The organism is Chitinophaga eiseniae (assembly GCF_900167135.1).
Taxonomy (GTDB): domain Bacteria; phylum Bacteroidota; class Bacteroidia; order Chitinophagales; family Chitinophagaceae; genus Chitinophaga; species Chitinophaga eiseniae.
The window spans coordinates 431,259-450,289 of record NZ_FUWZ01000003.1 but is presented as its reverse complement, the minus strand read 5'-3'; the positions used below and the strand labels follow the sequence as shown (position 1 = coordinate 450,289).

The window sequence follows — 19,031 nt, the reverse complement described above, 5'->3', positions numbered from 1 at the left end:
AGTATTTAAGTGCGTCAAAGCTTAATGGCTGTCTTCGTCCTGACATTCGCCGGGGGTGGGTCCAATCACCTCCGGTTTTTTTATGGGCGGACAGCCGTTGTGTTTAGTTGTGCATATAGGCGATAGATGGCTGGTTTCGCTCGTTGTGAATCATGGCAATTTATGGTTGTACAATAATGTTTCTTCCTTTCATATGAAAACGGATGCCTGTCGATTGCAGGCCTTCCAGTACGTCTTCCAGCGGCAGGTTGCGTTGTATCTCGCCCTGGAAGGTACGGACGGGGATATTCCCCTCGTATACCGCGTGTACGTCGTACCATCTTTCCAGCTGCCGCATGATGGCGGGAATATCAGCGTTGTTAAAATAGAACTCCCCGTTTTTCCAGGCGATGGCCGCAGCGGTGTCTGTCTGGCTGACTTGTATGCTGCCGTTGCTGATCTGTGCCTGCTGGCCAGGGGCCAGTACGCGGGAGGTGCTGCCGGTGTTGACTTTCACTGCACCACTGACGAGTGTGGCGTTGATGGTATTTTCGTTGGCATAGGCGCTGATGCAGAAGCTGGTGCCCAGTACGTCTATGGTTGTCTGGTCATTGATGGTGACGCGGAAAGGATGGTTGGCTTTTGATGTTACTTCCAGGTAAGCTTCACCGGTGATGTTTACCTGTCTGGCGCCCTCGCGGAAGGCGGTGGGGTAGGTGATGGAAGAAGCGGCGTTGAGCCATACGGCGGTGCCGTCCGGGAGTATCACCCGGAACTGGCCGCCACGGGGAGTAGTTAGTGTATTCAGTGCCGGCGCTGCGTCCGGGTTTTGCAGATCATAGCGGAGCTGTCCCTGTTGTTGCAGGATGTTGGCGGCGCCCTGTGCAATCACCTGGTGGCCGGCGCTGTCCAGCTGTATGGTGGAGCCGTCGGCCAGTGTGAGCACCGCCTTGCTGGTACCGGGCAATACAGGCGCCTGTACCTGTTGCCGGGCGAGCGGTGGTGTTACCGGGCGGGAGCGCTGGATGTACCAGGCGGCGCCAGCTAGTAATATTACTGCTGCTGCACTCCAGTGCCACCGGGACAGCCGGAATGTTTTACGGGGCCCCCCCGTGGTATTGGCATTGGTCAGGTGTTTGGCCTGAAAGGCCTCCCAGGCGGTATTTACATCGGGTTGGGTAAACCGCTGCAGTTTGTCTGCCAGCAGACGGGTGTCGTTCCACTGTTCCAGGAAGCGGCGGTTTTCCGGCGCGGCATCCAGCCAGGCACGCAGTTCTTCGGCTTCACCGGCGGTGAGCTGGTCCTGCTGGTGCCGTGCGATAAGACAGGCGACCCTTTGTAAAAATGTATCTGGTTGTTGGCTGTCAGGAACTCCCAAGGTTGCTGTTTTCTATAGAAACAACAACTTGTCGAGTTCGATGAAAAGAAAAAGCAGGATTTTTTAAATTTTTTTTAGATAAATGGGTAACTGTTTGATTATTAATTACTAATCCTCCACGGTGACATCCACAGTATCTGCCAGTTGCTTCAGTTGTGGGATGGCGGCCACCTGTATGCAAGCCAGCAGGTAGTTGTCCATTCCGGCGTTGAGGCGTACAAGCATGGCGCCCTGCGGTTGCATCTCTGTATTCACAAAGTGCATATACTCCTCGCTGACAGGGTTTTCGCCATAGGGCGGCGGCGTTTTTAATATCGTGTTCCAGTAAAGTGTCGTTATCTCGTTCAGTTTACCCACTTCCCCGGAAAGCGGTTTATTGTGGGAAAGCTCCGCGATCAACCCCCGGTCCAGCAGGCCGTCCAGCAGGGCGATGGGCACTGTGGCGCCGGGTACTTCGTCCAGCCCCCGGCGCAGGCTGTCTTCCGGATAACGGCTATGGATATACGTATAAGGATAATCTGCGGCCAGCATCACGCGGTGGAAGAGCTCTGTGGCAATCGGAAGGAAAAAATCGGTGTTGTCGCCGGGATTGAATAACCAGATCAGCTGCCACAGCTGCTCTTTATCGACGGTTTTCCGGTAATACCGGTTCCAGTTGACTTTGGCGTTGACGAGCGCACGCGCCCTGGTGAAATAGCGGAGCAACAGTTGTCCCGGCGCTGATGTAAAGTCGGTGACTTCTTCAAACCGGTTGTCAGCAACTTCATGCCGGAAAGACAGCGGCATACCGGGAGCGGTAGCCATCACGCAGGAACGTCCTTCTTCGGTGTTCAGGATATATACGGTATCGTATTCCCAACCGCCTGGCTGATCGCTATGCTGTGTGAGCCGCAGTTCCCATGGTTTTTGTGCCACCAGCAGACTGTCCAGCCCGGGGGCAAATAATTCATTGTGTAACAGCTGTTGGAATTCATCGGAAGAGATGCCGGTGCGGACGAGGTCCTGCTTAAAAACGAGTTGACCGTCTTCGATCAGGCGGATGAGGCCCACGTTACCGGCGAAAAGGTAGTCCTCTTCCAGCAGCTGTGCGGCTACTTCCGGCAGCAGCACATCGTGCCAGTCGGTATAGTCTGCCATGGCGGTCCAGTCTTTCGGAGCGAAGGTCACCGCATGTACTTTACCTTTTACCGTTGTCTGGTGGTCGTCTTCGATCCATAGGCGGGCGTGCAGGTCGCCGTCGATGGTTACTTCGCCGTGGTTGTAGTAGCCGATAAAGGTTTGCTGCACATATACATTGCCTTTTACGTGTATGGGAACGCAGCCGGCGACAAGGTTGCGGCAGGTGAGGTTGCCTTCTACCGACAGGAAGCAGGCGTAAGTGTCCGGTTCATAGTCGATGATGGAATTATCTACCTGCAGGTTGCCCCGGAAGATCATCCCTGCGATATCCTGTTCTACATAGACATCATGCAGGTCCAGGAATTGGTCGGTGTGTACATCTTCCTCGAAGATCAGCACTTTCTGCCCGGGCACATCTTCTGCCAGGAATTCAAAATCGTAGGAGAGGTGGGCTGTCAGCCCTTGTTCGATGGCTTCTTCCAGCGTGAGCGTTGTAGTGGGATTAACGTTTTGGAACATGGGTTTTATCCTTTATAGTCATAGTATCGCAGCAGGGTGAGATAAAGCGGCAGGAGCGGAAGCACCTGTTTTTTCAGCACGCTGCTGCGTAACAGTTTGATGGCGCGTAGTTTCTGGGTACGAACGGTGTTGTAGGAGATGTTGAGCGCGGTGGCGATCTCTTCATTTTTCCGGCCTTCCAGGTATCCCATCTTAAATACCCGTTTGCATTGGGCAGGTAGTTGTTCAATGGCGGCGTAGAGGTGCTGCAGCAGTTCGGTTTCTGCCAACAGCGGATCGAAGCCGGCCGGAGCGGGCGCTGTCTGCCCTTCCTGGTGATACAGGAATTCCTGTTCCCTTTCGGTCAACCTGTTTTGTTGTTTCAGATAATTCAGGCAGGCGTTGCGGGTGGAAATGAACAGGAAAGCTTTGATACTGGTGGTGCTTTGAAAATCGCCGCGTTTGTCCCACAGTTTGGAAAAAGCCTCCTGTACAAGGTCTTCTGCCGCATGGGTATGGGAGACGATGGAGCCGGCAAAATAACACAGGGCTTTATAATGCCAGTCAAACAGCTGTCGGAATACCTGTTGGTCCCCTGCCGCCAGTTGCTGTATAAATGCATCTTCTGTGTACTTGTTGTGCTGATCACTCATCCCTGTTGCCGCTGAAATAATTGAACCATAAAAATACTGAAAACAATGACGAATTACTAATCGTAGTCTCGTAACGGGATATTGGTAATTCGGTTTTGTTTTCAGTATATTGGCTGTCATGAATCATCGTTATCTGCTCTTATGCTGTCTGATGGCCTGTATGGCCTGCGCTTCCCGTACGTACACCGTGATCAACAAAGGGGTGGCAGGTAACAGTACTGCCGATCTGCTGGCGAGGGTGGAGAAGGATGTGGTGGCCCTGCAACCGGACCTGGTGGTATTGATGGCCGGAACGAATGATATGGTTAATTCCCACAAGCTGGTGCCGTATGGGCAATATGCGGCGCAGTACCGGCAGCTGGTGCGGCGTATCCGGCAGGCGGGCGCCAGGGTGGTGCTGATGACTTCTTTGCCGGTAGATACAGGTTACCTCTTTCAGCGCCATCAGCGCGGGTTATATGATACAGATCCTAACCGTAAGATAGACAGTGCCTGTGCCATTGTACGGGAAATCGCCGTTTCGGAGCAGGTGTACTGCTTCGATCTGCATGAGGTGTTTGTCCGCCACGGGGAGCCCGACCGGGCGGCCGCTTCCCTGATCATCAATGCTGCCAATACGGGCCGGGAAGATGGTATTCATCCCACCGCCGCCGGTTACCGGTTGATGGCCGCGCAATTGTATGCTTACCTCAAAAAGCATCACCTGTTACGCCGGCATCATCGTATACTCTGCTTTGGCGACAGTATTACCTATGGCGCTTTTATGGATGGTGCAGGTACAGATACCGGCGATACTTATCCCGCGGCGTTAAAGCGATTGTTAAATCACTAGGGGAGATCAAAGGGAGTTTGTCTGTTTATACCAGCCCTCCGCCTTCCACCTTGAACCTTGGTCCAAACCTTCAGTCTTAAATCTTAAATCTTAAATCTTCAATCTTCAATCTTAAATCTTAAATCTTAAATCTTCAGTCCTGGGCCTTCAGCCATCAGCCATCAGCCGTTCACTATTTTCGGGCACCTAATCTCCACCTTCCTGCCAGCGTTTTAATATTGTTTTTAAAAAAATTAATTAATTATAGGGATATTATTTAAAAGAATTACTATTTTAGCCCAAGCCGAGGTATATATGTTATAAAGTAGGCTTTTTATAGCCATATATTTTATAAATACAACTACAAATTCTACATACGTTCTGATGAAACTAAAGCTACTAGTCACCAGCTGCTGGCTGTTGCTATGCCTTATCGCCTATGCAGGTCACAGTCACACGGAAATCTGTTTCGGGGCAGGCAGCCATCAGCTGTATCCCATGCACAAAAAGCAGGTCAGGCCACTGCAGCATTTCAGCGGCCATAAAGAAAGGAGACAAAACGAGGGTCCTGACCTTGCCAGGCAGTCCGTTAACCGGTCACCTGTAGCACCAGTCAACAACTATATGTCCGAACCATAAACCAACATGTAACAGCTGTAACTGCCATCACCGGCCAAACAGGCCGGCTATGCCGACCACTATTTATTGTTTCAAGTTATTATCAATCAAAATTTGTTTTGTATGGGAAAATTTACCCGTCACTGGCGACTGGGCGGCTTTCTGCTCCTGCTCCTCGTCATCCTGCAACAGCCATACGCCTTCGGGCAAAAGAACTACCTGTTCAAGGGCAGCGTGAAAGACAAAGACGGTACGCCACTGATCGGCGTCAACGTAGTGATGAAAGGCACCACCAAAGGTGGCACTACCAATGCGAACGGTGACTTCCAGTTTGCCGGTACCACGGAAACGGCTACACTCGTTTTTTCTTTCGTCGGGTATAAAACACAGGAACTGGCAGTCACCAGCCAGCAGGTGGTCAACATCTACCTGGAACCATCCAACAAACAAATCGGGGAAGTCGTGGTGGTAGGCTACGGCACCCAGAAAAAAGTCAATCTTACCGGTGCTGTCTCCGTCATTGAAGGTAAAACCATGACGACCCGCTCGGTGGCGTCCGCCTCCCTGGCTTTACAGGGCGCCGCTCCCGGTGTTACGGTGACCCAGCAGTCCGGCGTACCCGGTGGCGACGCCGGCACCATCCGCATCCGTGGCATCGGTTCTATCAATGCGGGCCAGAACCCGCTGGTGCTCATCGACAACGTCGAAATGAGCCTCGACGCCATCGATCCCAACAACATCGCCAGCATCTCCGTACTTAAAGACGCGGCGGCGGCAGCCATCTACGGCTCCCGCGCGGCCAACGGCGTGATCCTCATCACCACCAAACGCGGCATCAGCGGCGTCAGCGTCAGCTATAACGGCTACGTTGCCAAACAATCACCGACCAATCTACCTAAAAAAGTGGATGGACTGGACCACATGAAACTGTGGGACATTGCTCAGGTGAACGCAGGACTGCCGCCCGCTTTCACACAGCAGATCGCCGACTATGAAAGAATGGGCCCGGATAATTTCAATCGCTTCAATACCGACTGGAAAGACCTTATCCTGGTGAACAACGGCATCATGCATAACCACAACCTGAGCCTGTCTGCCGGCAGTGAGAAAATCAAAGTGTTCGGCTCCGGCGGTTACCTGGACCAGAACGGCCTTACCGCCAACACTAATTTCAAACGCCTCGACCTTCGCTTTAATACCGACATCGCCATCACCAGCAAACTGTCTGCCGCCGCAGATATCGTGGTGAACAGAACAGAACGCAACTGGCCCGGGCAATCATCGCCGCAAGGCATTATCCGCGCCATGATCGGCCTGCCGGCCATCGCACCCGGTCAGTTCAATACCGGCGAATGGGGTGAAGGCTGGTCCAATATGAACCCTGCGGCACAGGCAAAAGACGGCGGCTGGGACAAACGTGTCACCGATTCCCGTATCCTCACCGGTACGCTTACCTATAAACCCATCAAAGGTATGGAGCTGCTGGCCAGCTACAGCTCCAATACTGCCAACGGACACGCCCGCGTATTTACCGATCAATACAAGATCTATACGCCCGACGTGGCCAACAACCAACTGCTCTTTGCACGCAAATGGCCGGCGAACAATTCACTGATCGATAACAGCGCGCAAACCACCCGTAATGTGTTCCGCTCACAGGCCAGCTACAACTGGAATATGGGGCAGCACGCCTTCACCGTACTGGGCGGCTTCACCACCGAACTCTTTAAAACCAGCTACGTTAACACGCAACGTCAGAACCTGATCTCTCCTTCACTGCCATACCTGGATGCGGCAGATCCGCTGGGACAAACCATGTCAGGTGCACAAAGCGAATATGCGATGGCATCTGCCTATTCCAGGATCAACTACAACTACAAAGAGAAATACCTGCTGGAAATTAACGGTCGCTTCGACGCTTCCTCCCGTTTCCGCAAAGAAAACTGGTGGAAACTGTTCCCCTCCGTGTCCGCCGGCTGGCGCATCTCGGAAGAGAATTTCTGGAAATCCATCAGTCACGTGATCAACAGCGCCAAAATCAGAGGGTCCTACGGCTCTCTCGGCAACCAGGACCTGGTAGTGAACGGCGTGGCCAACTATTATCCTACCTACGCGATGTACAGCACGGGCGGCTCTTTTGATTACTACTTCAACAATGTGGTGAATGCGGGTTATGCACTCACTACCGCTGCCAATCCCTTCATCCGCTGGGAGACTTCCAAAATACTGGACGCCGGTATCGACTTCACCGCTCTCAACGATCACCTGACGGTGACCGCCGATTATTTCAGCCGTAACATCACCGACATGCTGCAGCTGGATGGCGTACCTACCTACGTGGGACTGGGCGCTCCGTTCGTGAACATCGGTTCCATGCGTAACACCGGATGGGAACTGGGCATCGGCTGGAAAGACCGCGCCGGTGAGTTCACCTATTCCGTACAGGCTAATCTCTCCGATGTCAAAAATGAAGTGGTAAGCCTCGGTGGTAAAGAATATATCAACGGCGCCCTCATTATGCGTGAAGGCCATCCGCTGAATTCCTACTACGGCTACCAGGCGCAGGGCTTCTTCCAGTCACAGGAGGAAATCGACAACGCGCCTTTCCATTTCGCCAATACCAAACCGGGAGATATCCGTTATGCCGACGTGAGCGGTGCCGACGGAAAACCCGATGGTAAAATCAATGCGTACGACCGTGTAGTGCTGGGCAACTCCTTCCCGCGTTATGAATACAGCCTGTCCCTTAACGGCCAGTACAAAGGATTTGACCTGAATATCTTTTTCCAGGGCGTAGGTAAGCGGAACAACTATATGTCCGGCACCGGCGCGCAGCCTTTCTATTCCGCCAACTTCCAGGGCACCATCTTCGAACATCAGAAAGATGCATGGTCTCCGGATAATACCGATGCCGCTTATCCAAGGCTGACGCCCAACAGTATCGCCAACAACTACGTGACTTCTTCTTTCTGGATGCGCTCCGGCGCCTATCTGCGCCTGAAGAACGTGGTGCTCGGTTATACGTTGCCCAAAACAGTGACCAGCAACGCCAAACTGCGCTCCGTAAGAATTTACGCCAGTGGCCAGAACCTGCTCACTTTCGATAAGTTCTTCCCCGGGTTCGACGTGGAACAGACAAATACTGCCGGGGAATTTTACCCGATCATGAGAACCTTCACCATCGGTCTTAACGCAAACTTCTAAGCCATGAGAAAACTTTTTTATAGCATCATCGGTTGCACTTTTTTCCTGACAGGCATGTCAGGGTGTAATAAATTCCTGGACAGGGCGCCGCTCAGCGCGCCGGCCACCGGCACCTTCCTGAACAATGAGAACGAGATCAATGTGTCCCTGACAGCAGTGTATGGCTCCATCAAATGGGAATTCGGACTGGTGCCTTACCAGTCGGGCTCCGACGGGTGGACAGACATCGCCATCCTTCGCGCCAACGAGCTTGGAGAAGGTACGTTTGACACGTACAACGCACATCCGGCGGCCATCTGGTCATTTGCCTACAAGACCATTCAACGTGCCAATACCATGCTGAACGGCATGGTCAACGCGAAGCCGAACGTAGCGCCGGCCAACTACAATCGCATGGAAGCGGAAGCCCGAGTGCTGCGTGCATGGGCCTATTTTTATCTTTCCGCTATGTTTGGCGATGCGCCACTGATCACCCGGCCATTGCAGCCGAATGAATTCTATAATCAGAAACGCACGCCCAAACAGGACGTGATAAAGTTCATCTATGCCGAACTGGACGAAGCAGCCAGGTCCCTCGACTGGTTGCCCGGTGTAAGAGGACGGGTCAGCAAATCAGTGGCCCTTGGCCTGAAAGCCCGCACAGCTCTGTATAACAAGGATTACGCTGTTGCCGCTGATGCCGCTAAACAGGTGATCGATAAAGCAGGACTGTCGCTGAATCCGCGTTTCCAGGACCTGTTCACCCGTAGTGGACAGAAACCGAACGCCGGTAATGAAATCATGCTGGAAGTATTGTATACCGATGCCCTTGCGGGATCTATCACTTACCTGCCGCTGGGCAACTGCTCCCGCGCCGCCGGCGGCCAGTCGGGCCGTTTCCCGAACCAGCGCCTGGTAGACCAGTTCGAATGTACCGACGGGAAAAGGATTGATGAATCGTCCGGCTATGATCCGGAACATCCGTCCAAAAACCGGGACCTGCGCCTGAAATATACAGTAGCGTTGCCGGGCGACACGGTGACGATGAACAATACCACTTTTGTATATGACATTTACAAGTCATCCACCTCCTTCAGAAATGCCGACGGCAGCTGGTCTGTAAAAGGAAATGCAGACTATGACAATGCCTTCGGCCCGGCTAAAAGCGGTGTTGGTTATCTGTGGACCAAATATACCATGACAGATGAAAACGTGTTCCTCTCCAAAGTGAGTTTCATCCTGATGCGGTATGCAGAAATACTGCTCACCTACGCCGAAGCTAAAATAGAACTGGGCCAGATGGATGCTACCGTGACAGCCGCCATCAACAAGGTAAGGCAACGTGCCGGTCAGCCTGTAGTGCCCGCCGCTGCTGAAACAGACCAGTACGAACTGCGGAAGCTGGTCCGCCGTGAACGCACCGTGGAATTGGCTGTCGAAGGTTTCCGCTGGTTCGATATCCGTCGCTGGGGGATCGCCGACCTGGTGATGCCGGGCAAAGTGGTGGGCATCGCCAGGAGTGCTGCTGCCATGCCGCCGGTGCCCAATTTCAAAAAGACAGCTGCACATGACCTGAATAGTATTCCGGACTATACCAGCCAGCTGGACCTGCGCTATACCCGCGAAACCCGCTTCTGGACGCCGAAACTGATGCTGATGCCGGTACCGCAGGCAGAAAGGGATATCAACCCGGGATTGACGCAGAACGAAGGCTGGTAACGGTGATGCCCATGATGACTACTGATTACGCTGATGAGCGGAGATGAGGGTTTGTTGGATAGTGTTTTGTTGATATTGCACTACAGTGGATTTCAGGGAGATGATCAGGCGAGACTGTTCCACTAAATATCGAAATATTAAAATATTGAAATAATGAAACGGAGGAATTTTTTAGAGATGCTTGCGTTGAGCAGCGGCGCTGTTATTGCGCAGCCTGCGTTGGGAATGGCGCCGGGTAAACAACAGCAGGGGAGTGCCAGCGGAAAGCGGAAGGCAAAACCGGAGACGCTGACTGCCGACCTGATCATTGCCGGTGGCGGACTGGGAGGCGTGGCGGCAGCGCTGGCGGCGCTGCACAGCCAGCAAACGGTGGTGCTGACAGAAGAAACAGACTGGATTGGCGGCCAGCTCACACAGCAGGGCGTGCCGCCGGATGAACATCCGTGGATTGAAACACATGGCGCGCCCGCGCGCTATCGCGAACTGAGAAACCGTATCCGTGAATACTATACACGCCACTATCCGCTCACTGCCGATGCCCGCCAACGGACGCATCTGAATCCAGGCGACGGCTCCGTGTCCCGGCTCTGTCACGAGCCCAGAGTGGCATTGGCCGTGATGCTGGATATGCTGGCTCCTTTTATCAGCACAGGTCAACTGGTGCTGCTGACCGATACCAAAGTGGTGCGCGCCAACGTAACCGGTAACAAGGTGCTGTCGCTCACCGCGCGGGATGAACGTAACAACAGGGAACTAATTTTGAAGGGGAGCTACTTTGCAGACGCTACCGAAATGGGCGACCTGTTGCCTTTGACCGGCACCGAGTTTGTGACCGGCACCGAATCGAAGCAACAAACCGGCGAGCTGCATGCGCCTGAAAAGGGCAACCCGGAAAATAACCAGGCTTTCACTGTTTGTTTTGCGTTGGACTATGTGCCCGGTGGCAACTTTGTTATCGAAAAGCCTGCTGAGTACGAGTTCTGGCGCAACCATGTGCCCGCGCTCACGCCCGCCTGGTCGGGCAGGCAGCTGGACCTTCATTATTCCGATCCGCGCACGCTGAAACCTAAGTTGCTCGGTTTCCACCCCGAAGGCATCGCTACCGGCGACGTGCTTAACCTGTGGAACTACCGGCGTATTATCAACAAAAGCAATTTTACCGAAGGCGCCTATAAAGGTGATGTGACCATCGTCAACTGGCCGCAGAATGATTATATGCTGGGCAATGTGATCGGCGCCAGCCCGGAAAAGTTCCATCATCATGTGGAGCGGGCCAAACAGCTCAACCTGTCGCTTATCTATTGGCTGCAGACCGAGGCCCCCCGTCCCGATGGCGGCAAAGGATGGCCTGGTATCCGCCTGCGGAAAGACATGATGGGTACAGCCGACGGCATGGCCAAATACCCTTATATCCGGGAATCACGGCGTATCAAAGCAGTGTTTACGGTGCTGGAAGAACACGTGGGCGCAGAACAGCGTGCACAGAAAACCGGCCAGACGGAGAAAAAAGCGGCCGCGTTTTACGACAGCGTAGGCGTAGGTTATTATCACATCGATCTTCATCCCAGTTGTGCAGGTGTCAATTATGTTGACTTTGGGTCTTTGCCTTACCAGATCCCACTGGGCGCCCTGTTGCCGCAAAGGATGGAGAATCTGCTGCCTGCCAATAAAAACATCGGGACTACCCATATTACGAATGGCTGCTACCGGCTTCATCCCACCGAATGGGGTATTGGTGAAGCGGTGGGCAACCTTGTGGCTTTTGCCCGCAGTAAAAACGTGACGCCCCGTGCGGTAAGGGAACAGGCCCCGCTGCTGAAGGAGTTCCAGGATTATATCCGTGCGTGCGGCGTAGAGACGTCCTGGCCGTGACATTTAGGGATTTTTTGATTTAGGATTTTTTGATTTGACCTTTCGTGTCCAAAGCTGCCTCCTGGTGTTAGGAGGCAGCTTTGCTTTTTAAATGGCTTTTATTTTCCTAAACCAAATTCCAAAATCCGTAAATCCCAAAATCTCTAAATTGTTTTATCTTGTGCACTGTGAAAATACACGAGGACAGGTTACTTTTTTCGCGGATTGCAGATGGGGATGAAGCAGCGTTTCGTATACTGTATCATCGTTACAATGCAGTGCTGTCCGTTTCTGTACGCAAGATGCTCCGTTCAGAGGAAGCTGCCGCCGAAGTGTTACAGGAGGTGTTCCTGAAAGTATGGCAGCTAAGGCATACGCTGGATGGTATCGACAATCCGGCCGGCTGGATGTACACCATTGCCTCCAATTATTCGCTTTCCGCCCTCAGAAAAATCGCCCGTGAAAAGATCCGGGTAGAAGCCATCACGCACGATGATATAGAAGATAATGAGGATATGACCGCGGCTTTCCGCGTCAAGGAATTACAGCTTCACATCAGGAATGCCATCGACCAGCTGCCGGCCTCCCGCCGTGAGGTGTTCATCCTGAACACGCAGGAGGGAAAGTCCCGCAAGGAAATAGCGGCAGCGCTGGATATTTCGGAACATACCGTAAAAAATCAGCTTGTCACCGCCCGGAAATTTATCCGGGAATACCTGGAACAACACACCGGCGATTACCTACCTGTCTTCCTGATAGGAGTGTTGTTAAGAATTTTTTAATTTTTTTTCAGGCGGCATAGTACACCTTTATTTTTTCAGCGTCTGATAAGTAAAAGCGGGGACCTACAGTGGAAGCAAAAGAGTATTACAGGTTTTTGTTGCAGCGTTATTACGCTGGTATTGCCACACCGGCAGAAGAGGAGGAGCTGTTTGCCGAACTGGGGAAACAGGCCGATGAAGACGAATGGGTGGCGATGCTCAGTGAGCTGTATGCACATACTCCGGCAGACCCGCAATACAATCCGGCGGAATATGAGCCGGTGCTGCAGCGTATTTTGCAGCAGGAGCATACCGCCCGTGTCCGTCCGTTTCGCCGCATGCGCCGCTGGGCGGCCGCTGCAGCTGCTGCCGTATTGGTGACTGCCGGTGGTTACTGGCTCCTGCGTATGCGTAATACAACACCCACAGGAACGGTCGTGGTAGCGGCAGACGTGCAGCCCGGTAAAAACGGCGCTGTGCTCACCCTGGCCAACGGCCAGCAGGTGGTGCTCGACAACCGGGAGGATGGGCTCATCTCCAGCGCACAGGGTACTCAGGTAGTATTAAAGAACGGGCAGGTGGAATACCAGCCTTCCGGCACCGGGGAAGCCGTCAGCAACACCCTACATACGCCCAGAGGACGTAAGTTCAGAATGCAATTGCCCGACGGTACGCTCGTATGGCTTAATGCCGCCAGCGCCCTCACTTTCCCCACTGCCTTCAACGGCTCGGAGAGGAAAGTGGAACTGACCGGGGAAGCGTATTTTGAAGTGGCGAAAGGTAAAACGCCTTTTGTGGTGGCCCTAAGCAATCAGACTTCCGTAACGGTACTGGGAACACATTTTAATATCAGCTCCTATGCCGACGAACCGGGTATCAGCACCACATTATTGGAAGGGGCCGTGCGGGTGAACGTACCGGAGCATCCCAGTGTGCTACAGCCCGGCCAGCAGCTGCTGTTCAATAAAGGAGCCGGCACCGTGGCGTTAAACAAGCAGGTGGATACCGCCGCCGTTATGGCCTGGAAAAACGGCGTCCTGAATTTCCAGGATAAAAAATTAACGACCGTCATCGCCATGATCGCACGCTGGTACGATATAGAAGTCGCCTATGCCGGCACGCCGCCTGATATCACCTTCGTAGGGGAAATAGGCAGTGACGTCAATCTTTCAAGCGTATTGAATTTTTTAAAGGAGTCCGGAGTAGCATTCAGGCTGGAGAACAGAACATTGATCATCGGGAAGCAGTAAACAATCCGAAAAGTCGTCCGTATAAAACAGTAAACAATCGTAATCGTAAAGTCGTGAACAAATCAACCAGTAATCGTCCCCGGAGCGGGTCGTTATGGAAAAAACAGTGAACAACAATTTCAAATATCAACCTCGTGCCTGCCTGTAATAGAAAACCGAAAGTGCTTCGACCCACTTCCGGCTGAATGGTTACAGTCATGCAAAAATGTTGAGTGTTCCAGAACACCATTTTTTACAAGCCAAACCACTGCAAAGTTATGCAAAAAACTGCTCTTTGCAACCGGGCGTGCTATGCCCCTGTGTCAACAGGGAGCCGTGTCCGCCAATGGTTGCCAACCAAAATGTTGTTAGTCATGAAGCTGACTTTTTTCTTCCTTACCGTTGTGATGTTGCAAGCCAGTGCTACCGGATATGCCCAGCTGATCACCTGGTCCGGCAGAAATGTGCCGGTAGAAAAGATCTTTGGCATCATCCGGCAACAATCCGGTTATACGATCGTCGCCAGCAGGGACGTGCTCCAGAAGGCGCGCCCGGTGACCGTTTCGGCCGAGAACATGCCGGTGACGGACTTCCTCGACCTGGTACTGAAAAACCAGCCGCTGAAGTATGTGATCGAAAACAAATCCATCTTTATTTCTCCTAAAACAACCAACCTTGCTGCTCCAACCGTCAACACGGAGGCTGCAGCGCCGCTGGACATTAAAGGCAAGGTTACCGACGATAGCGGTAACCCCCTGCCCGGCGTGTCTGTCAGGGTGAAAGGAACAGCTCAGGGCATCTCTACCGGCGCCGACGGCGGCTTCGCCTTGCGCGTGCCCGGCGATGGCCCGGTAGTGTTGCAGTTCACCTACCTCGGCATGGTGCCGCAGGAGGTGACAGTGACTGTCAGCACTACGCTCAATATCACCATGAAAATGGCCGTGGAACAGCAGAATGAAGTGGTAGTAGTGGGCTATGGCACTAAAAAGAGAAGTGATGTCACCGGTTCTATTTCTTCCGTACCTACCGAACGTCTTAAAAACCTGCCGGTAACCAACGTGCTGCAGGCAGTACAGGGTTCCGCCGCCGGTATCAATATCGTGAGCAACACCAGCAAACCGGGCAGCTCTCCCGCATTTTATCTCCGTGGCATGAAATCCATTACTGCCAGCAACGCACCGCTGATCGTGCTGGACGGCGTGCCTTTCGGCGGTACCTACAACGATATCAACCCGAATGATATCGCTTCCATCGATGTGCTTAAAGACGTTTCCGCTACCGCCATCTATGGCGCCCGCGGCGCCAATGGCGTGATTATGATCACTACCAAAAGAGGGAAGTCCGGCAAACCGGTTATCTCCTATAATGGCTATGGTGGTCCGGAATTTCAATCGAATGTAATGAAGAACATGAACGGGGAACAATACCGTACCAAGAACCACTGGTACAACATCCAGGCTGGCCGTCCCACCGCGCCCGACCTGCCTTATCTCTCCGAACAAAACAACTTCGCCAACGGTGTTCCTGAAGTGAACTGGCAAAAAGAAATCGGTCAGCAGGGATATATCCAAAGCCATGAGCTGAGCATTTCCGGCGGTACCGACAACGTTAAATACTATGTGTCGGGTACCTACCTCAAACAGGAAGGCACTATTAAAGGGTACCAGTTCAACCGCAGCAGCATCCGCGCTAATATAGACGCGAACGTTACCTCGTGGCTGAAAACAGGATTGAACATGTTCCTGGTGAACAATAACAACGACGGCGGTAAAGCCACCCTGTTTGATGCGAACTCCCTGAGTCCTTATGGTACGCTCTACAACGCCAAAGGTGATTATGAAATATATCCCATCGCGCCGCAGACGCTGTACCAAAGCCCGCTCGTGAACCTGTACGACCCTGGTCTGAACCGTACTAAAAACATGTCGGCCAGCGGCTACGCGGAAGTGTCACCCGGTTTTATCAAAGGGTTAAAGTACCGCGTCAACGGCTCCTATAGCTACAGACCCGTGCGCACGGCCAACTACACCAGTCGCAAAGCCGGCGACCAGCTAGGTTCTGCTGAAGTGTACAATGAAGAAACCAAACAGTGGATCGTGGAGAACCTGTTGACCTACGCTACCAATTTCAACAAACATGGACTGGACTTCACCGCCTTGTACAGCGCACAGCGCGATGAACTGTTCTCCACAAAACTTAAAGCTAATTCTTTCATCAACGATAACCTCGACTTCAATAACCTCACTGCCGGGCAGGTACAGAAAACAGAATCCAACTACACCAGCAGCAGCCTGCTGTCGCAGATGTTCCGCGCCAACTACACCTACGACAGCCGTTACCTCGTTACCGCTACCGTCCGCCGTGACGGCTTCTCCGGCTTCGGTAAAAACAATAAATACGGCGTATTCCCTTCCGTGGCAGTAGGCTGGAATGTACACAACGAAAAATTTATGGCCGCCGCCGCACCAGTGATCTCCCAGCTGAAACTGCGCGCCTCCTACGGAAAATCCGGCAACCAGGCCATCGGCGCCTATCAGACGCTGACAAGAATGAACACCGCGCAATATATCTATGACGGCGTTACTACCATCGGCGTAATACCGGATGTACTTGGCAACGCCAACCTGAAATGGGAAACCACCAAAGGCCTTAACGTAGGTGTCGACTTCGGGCTGTGGAACAACCGTTTAAGCGGTACCATCGAGGCCTACAACACCAATACCTTCGATCTGCTGCTCAGCCGGAAAATCCCCGCCGTCAGCGGTTACACCTCCGTGTTTGACAACATCGGCAAAACAGCCAATAAAGGCATTGAAGTACTGCTCAACAGCCGTAATATCGAATCGGACAACTTCACCTGGCAAACATCTTTTAATATCTCCTTCAACAAGAACAAAGTGGTATCGCTGTATGGAGACAATAAAGATGATATCGGCAATAACCTGTTCATCGGTAAACCACTGTTAGGCATATACGATTATACCATGACCGGTATCTGGCAGGAAGGAGAAGATATGAAAATAGACCCGGGCGCCAAACCCGGCTACATCAGGTTCCAGGACCGCGACGGCAGTGGTAAAATTGATGCGGCAGACCGTTCTTACCTGGGGTCGCAACTGCCTAAATACATCGCCGGTCTTACCAACACCTTCACCTATAAAAATGTCTCCCTGAATATCTTTGTCCAGAGCGTACATGGTCAGCTTCGCCCTAATTATATCCTGGATAACCGCGATCAGGGCGGTACCGTGAATTTACCGGCCGAAATACCTTACTGGACTTCAGAGAATAAAATCAACACCAATCCGTCTCTCATCTATAACAACCCCAAAGGGTACAAATATGCACAGGATGCTTCCTTTGTGCGCATTAAAGATGTCACGCTCAGTTACACCTTCGATAAGAAAATGCTGGAGCGCTACAAGATCGGTCACCTGATGATGTACCTCAGCGGCCGTAACCTTGGGACTTTCACCAAATGGACCGGATGGGACCCGGAAACAGCACCTACCTCTTCCACTTCTACCGCTACCCGTTTAAACAACGGTCAGGGTGGAGGCTCGCAGAGCTCCGATTTTTATCCGTTGACCGCCACTATCGTGTTTGGCGTTAACATCAGTCTGTAATTTTAAAAATGTAAGGTCATGAAGAAATCATCTTATATACACAGCATTTTGCTCGCAGGGCTGGTGATCACCGGTAGTACCTCCTGCAGCAAACATTTCCTCGATGAAGAGCTTAAATCCAAATATGCACCGGACAATACACTGGTGGATGAACTAGGCTTCGAAGCTGCCAGTACAGGATTACAAAGTATCGTACGTAATGACTACGGCAATACGCAGGGCCTGCTGGCTACCTTTTATGTAGGTACGGACCTGGCCATTACCGGCCAGCCCAACGCAGTACAGGCGCCCTACGAAGACTACCGTAATCTTAACCCGCAAACCGGTTCCCTCTCTTCCATCTGGAACTGGAACTACCGCGTAATCAACGCTGCCAATAACATCATCGTCAATGCTGACAACCAGAAGGCAACCCTTACGCCGCAACAGCGCGCTTTCTATAAAGCGGAGGCCGGCTTCTTCAGAGCATATGCCTACAATCAGTTGTCTATCCTGTTCGGCGGCGTACCTATCATCAAAGAACCTGTGACCGTGCCACGTACGGATTATGCCCGCGCATCGGAAGCAGACGTGATAGAGTTTGTGATCAGTGATCTCACTTTTGCAGAAGCGAATCTGCCTGACCCGGCCAACGTAAAAAAACAGGGCCGTATCAATAAGTTCGCCGCCAGCCAATTGCTGGCCCAGGCGCTGCTGCGCGCCAATAAGCCCGCAGAAGCGGAAGCTGCCGCTAAACGGGTGATCGATAGTAAGTTCTTTTCGCTGATCACCGCCCGTTATGGTACCAAGGCGTCGCAGCCAGGTGATCCTTTCGCGGATATGTTCACCTATGGTAACATGCGCCGTAGCCAGGGCAACACCGAAGCGATCTGGGTGATTGAACAGCAATATAACATTCCCGGCGGCGGCTCGGATTTTGACCAGCGTCGCCGCGAATGGGGACCATTCTATGTAAACGTACAGGGCATGAAAGTGGCCGATAGCCTTGGCGGCCGCGGTATCGGCAGGATCAGGCCTACCAACTGGTGGACGTACGAGCTGTTCGAGAAAACGGACATGCGTAATTCTCCCTACAACATCCGCCGTACTTACTACTATAACGATCCTGCTTCTCCCAAATTCGGCCAGCAGGTAATGCCTACCGGCTTTGATACCATCCAGAACATGTACGCACACACGACAAAATGGTATGAGTTCCAGCCACAGGACATCCAGGGCGCACAGTCTTACAAAGACCGTATCCAGATGCGCCTCGGCGAGACTTACCTGCTGCTGGCGGAAGCACAGCTCCTGCAGGGCCGTAATGCCGACGCAGCAGCGAGCATCAACGTGGTCCGCGGCCGTGCCCATGCCACGCCGGTGCAACCCGCCGAAGTGACCATGGACTACCTGCTGGACGAACGCGCCCGCGAACTGACAGCGGAAGAACTGAGAAGACTGACACTGATACGCACTAAAAAACTGGTGGAAAGAGTACGTAAATACAATCCGAAAGTAGCGCCTACCATCAGCGATTTTAACATACACCTGCCCATCCCGCAGTCAGAAATCGATGTGAATAAAGACGCTGTGCTGACACAGAACGATGGTTACCAGAAATAATTTT

General features: G+C 52.6%; 12 protein-coding genes. 9 read left to right on the top strand and 3 right to left on the bottom strand.

The genetic code is table 11. The features are described 5' to 3' along the window. Positions 1 to 160: 160 nt before the first annotated feature. The 3 genes from B5D63_RS20825 to B5D63_RS20815 all read right to left on the bottom strand — a co-directional run bounded on the left by B5D63_RS20825 (position 161) and on the right by B5D63_RS20815 (position 3,627). Entirely contained in the window at positions 161 to 1,357 is a 1,197-nt protein-coding gene (locus B5D63_RS20825) for a FecR family protein (RefSeq protein WP_078670773.1), read from the bottom strand. Between the two features lie 108 nt (positions 1,358 to 1,465). Then, positions 1,466 to 2,995 carry a DUF6630 family protein gene (locus B5D63_RS20820; RefSeq protein WP_078670772.1) on the bottom strand — a complete coding sequence of 510 codons (1,530 nt, stop codon included), beginning with the start codon at positions 2,993 to 2,995 and terminating at the stop codon, positions 1,466 to 1,468. Between the two features lie 5 nt (positions 2,996 to 3,000). Beyond that, positions 3,001 to 3,627, bottom strand: a complete 627-nt coding sequence (locus B5D63_RS20815; RefSeq protein ID WP_159456104.1) for an RNA polymerase sigma factor — start codon at positions 3,625 to 3,627, stop codon at positions 3,001 to 3,003. 118 nt (positions 3,628 to 3,745) lie between these two features. Between B5D63_RS20815 and B5D63_RS20810 the strand changes: the two genes are divergently transcribed. From B5D63_RS20810 to B5D63_RS20775, 9 genes are all read left to right on the top strand, one after another. Further along, positions 3,746 to 4,459, top strand: a complete 714-nt coding sequence (locus tag B5D63_RS20810; protein WP_078670770.1) for an SGNH/GDSL hydrolase family protein — start codon at positions 3,746 to 3,748, stop codon at positions 4,457 to 4,459. A gap of 363 nt (positions 4,460 to 4,822) precedes the next feature. Further along, the gene (locus B5D63_RS34710; RefSeq protein ID WP_143313016.1) at positions 4,823 to 5,077 is read left to right on the top strand and encodes a hypothetical protein; all 255 of its coding nucleotides are present in this window, start codon (positions 4,823 to 4,825) and stop codon (positions 5,075 to 5,077) included. A 102-nt stretch (positions 5,078 to 5,179) separates the two neighbouring features. Beyond that, on the top strand, positions 5,180 to 8,260 hold the full coding sequence (locus tag B5D63_RS20805; RefSeq protein ID WP_078670769.1) for a SusC/RagA family TonB-linked outer membrane protein: 3,081 nt from the start codon (positions 5,180 to 5,182) through the stop codon (positions 8,258 to 8,260). Between the two features lie 3 nt (positions 8,261 to 8,263). Continuing rightward, positions 8,264 to 9,958 carry a RagB/SusD family nutrient uptake outer membrane protein gene (locus B5D63_RS20800; RefSeq protein ID WP_078670768.1) on the top strand — a complete coding sequence of 565 codons (1,695 nt, stop codon included), beginning with the start codon at positions 8,264 to 8,266 and terminating at the stop codon, positions 9,956 to 9,958. Positions 9,959 to 10,111: 153 nt separating this feature from the next. Continuing rightward, a complete protein-coding gene (locus tag B5D63_RS20795; RefSeq protein ID WP_078670767.1) occupies positions 10,112 to 11,830 on the top strand; it encodes an FAD-dependent oxidoreductase in 1,719 nt (572 codons plus the stop codon). A 167-nt stretch (positions 11,831 to 11,997) separates the two neighbouring features. Further along, entirely contained in the window at positions 11,998 to 12,591 is a 594-nt protein-coding gene (locus B5D63_RS20790) for an RNA polymerase sigma factor (protein WP_159456103.1), read from the top strand. A gap of 68 nt (positions 12,592 to 12,659) precedes the next feature. Beyond that, positions 12,660 to 13,820 carry a FecR family protein gene (locus B5D63_RS20785; RefSeq protein WP_078670765.1) on the top strand — a complete coding sequence of 387 codons (1,161 nt, stop codon included), beginning with the start codon at positions 12,660 to 12,662 and terminating at the stop codon, positions 13,818 to 13,820. A gap of 353 nt (positions 13,821 to 14,173) precedes the next feature. Further along, positions 14,174 to 17,425 (top strand): TonB-dependent receptor, encoded by a 3,252-nt coding sequence (locus B5D63_RS20780; RefSeq protein ID WP_159456102.1) that lies wholly within the window; start codon positions 14,174 to 14,176, stop codon positions 17,423 to 17,425. Between the two features lie 18 nt (positions 17,426 to 17,443). After that, positions 17,444 to 19,027, top strand: a complete 1,584-nt coding sequence (locus tag B5D63_RS20775) for a RagB/SusD family nutrient uptake outer membrane protein (RefSeq protein WP_078670763.1) — start codon at positions 17,444 to 17,446, stop codon at positions 19,025 to 19,027. Positions 19,028 to 19,031 lie beyond the last annotated feature (4 nt).